General features: G+C 61.6%; 2 protein-coding genes and 1 pseudogene. 1 reads left to right on the top strand and 2 read right to left on the bottom strand.

The genetic code is table 11. The annotated features are described in order from the left end of the window. Both L9Z73_RS29550 and L9Z73_RS29545 read right to left on the bottom strand, forming a co-directional pair. Positions 1–224, bottom strand: a pseudogene (locus L9Z73_RS29550) (tripartite tricarboxylate transporter substrate binding protein); the annotation flags it as partial. 41 nt (positions 225–265) lie between these two features. Then, positions 266–1,558, bottom strand: coding sequence for an OprD family porin (locus L9Z73_RS29545; RefSeq protein ID WP_247408423.1), 1,293 nt, complete (start codon positions 1,556–1,558; stop codon positions 266–268). A gap of 234 nt (positions 1,559–1,792) precedes the next feature. On the opposite strand from L9Z73_RS29545, the gene L9Z73_RS29540 reads away from it, so the two are divergent. Next, positions 1,793–2,162: response regulator (locus L9Z73_RS29540; RefSeq protein ID WP_247408421.1), on the top strand; the 370-nt coding region annotated here is incomplete at its 3' end.

Below are 2,162 nucleotides of genomic sequence, written 5' to 3'. Positions count from 1 at the left end.
CCCACGCCGCCGGGCATGTACGTCACGCGCATCGGCTTGCTCAGCAGCTTCTCGTTGACCAGCGCGCTTTGCACCAGTTTGCAGGTCAGGTCAAAACCGCCGCCGGGGGAGGCGGGGGCGATGCATTCCGGGCGCTTGGGTTCGTCGGCGGCCAGCAGTTGGCCAGCGAACAGCATGCAGCCAGCGGCGAGGGCGAATTTACGCAATGAAAGGGTCATGGTTATCTCCGTCGTTGTTGTTATGAGTGGCTATTACCAGGCACTGCTTACCAGAGCGCGACGCTGTAGCTGACCAGCAGGCGTACTTCATCCGCATCACGGGCGGAATAGTTGGAGCGATACGTCGCATTGCGCAGGCGCACGGCCACATCCTTGAACGTGCCGCTTTGCACCACGTACTTGATCTCGCTGTTGCGCTCCCACTCTTTGCCGGTTTCGCCGTTCTTGAGCTTGATATTGTCACCCGACAGGTAACGGCTCATGAAGCTCAGGCCGGGAATGCCCAGTTTGGCGAAGTCGAAGTCGTAGCGTGCCTGCCAGGAGCGCTCTTCAGCGCCGGCAAAGTCGTTGATCTGCACGAAGTTGACCAGGTACGGGTCGCTGCCATCCACATACGGAAACGCGCTGTCGCCGGACATGTGCTGGTAGCCGGCACTGAGCTTATGGCCATTGAGGGCATAGCTGAACAGGCCGTTGAGGGAGGTGTTGTCGATTTTGCCGCCACGGGCTGCGCCGGTGTCATCGCTGATCGCCAGGCGCAGGTCGGTGCCGAAGGTGCCGGGGCCCATCGGGCGCGCGGCCACCAGACCGAGGAAGTGCTGACGGTACACGTCATCGAGCTGGGCGAAGTGGTAGCTGCCGGTGATCTTGTCGGCGAACTTGTAGTCGACGCCGCCGAAGTTGAAATGCTTGCCGGTGGCGCCGCTGAGGAAGCGACTGTTCTTGTTGTTGAGGGCGATGTCCTCGTAGTTGGTGTCGTCGCGGTCCTTGGCTTTATCCAGGCGACCGCCGGTGAACACCAGGTTCTTGAATTCTTTCGAGGTGACCAGGCCGCCGTTGAAGGTTTGCGGCAGGATGCGCCCGTCGTTGGGCTTGAGGATCGGCAGCTCGGGGATCAGCGCGCCGATCTTCAGCTCGGTGGCGGAGATCTTCACTTTGCCGGTCAGGCCTAGCTTGGAATACTCGTTGGCGGCGCGGCCATCGTCATGCGTGGGCAGCAGGCCGGTGCCGGTGCGATCGGGGCTGGAGTCGAGCTTGACCCCGAGCATGCCCAGCGCATCCACGCCAAAGCCGACGGTGCCGTCGGTGTAGCCCGATTGCAGGTTGAGCATGAAGCCCTGGGCCCATTCGTCACGTTTGGATTGCTGGGCGCTGGTGCCGTCGCGAAAGTCGCGGTTGAAGTACATGTTGCGGGTTTCCAGGGTCGCGCTGCTGTCTTCGAAGAAGGCAGCCTGGGCAAGCGGCGAAAAGCCGGCAAGGGCGGCGGCACTGGCAAGGGCGGTCTGGGTCAGGCGGGAAAAACGCACAGGCGGGTAAGCCTGGGGCTGGGTCGACAGCATTGTTGAGTACTCCGTTATTGTTCTTATTTTGGCGAAAACGCTTCGAGGCGTTTTTCGGGCGCTACGGATCAGGTAGCTCGGCGGGCAAGCCCACCGTCACGGGATGCTAAACGGCGAAGCTTTCACTAACCTTTCAGTTGTCTTTCAATGTTTTCGGGCTTCACAGGCCATTCGGCGCCTGTAAACTGCCTCGCAAAGCGTGGCGCCGACCACCCCCGAATGAGGTAAAAATCCATGCGTGTCCTCCTGGTTGAAGACCATTTGCAACTGGCCGAAAGTGTCGCCCAGGCGCTCAAGAGCACGGGTTTGACCGTCGACGTGTTGCACGATGGCGTGTCCGCTGACCTGGCCTTGAGCAGTGAGGAATACGCGGTGGCGATCCTTGATGTGGGCTTGCCGCGCATGGATGGTTTCGAGGTGCTGGCGCGTTTGCGGGCGCGTGGGAAAAATCTGCCGGTGCTGATGCTGACGGCGCGCAGTGATGTGAAAGACCGCGTGCATGGCCTGAACCTGGGCGCCGACGACTACCTGGCCAAGCCGTTTGAGTTGACGGAGCTGGAGGCGCGGGTCAAGGCGCTGTTGCGGCGCAGCGTGCTCGGCGGCG

The organism is Pseudomonas emilianonis, from assembly GCF_023072625.1.
GTDB classification, from domain to species: Bacteria; Pseudomonadota; Gammaproteobacteria; order Pseudomonadales; family Pseudomonadaceae; genus Aquipseudomonas; species Aquipseudomonas paraveronii.
Note: the sequence above shows the minus strand (reverse complement) of the source record. Positions and strands in the feature narration are given on the sequence as shown.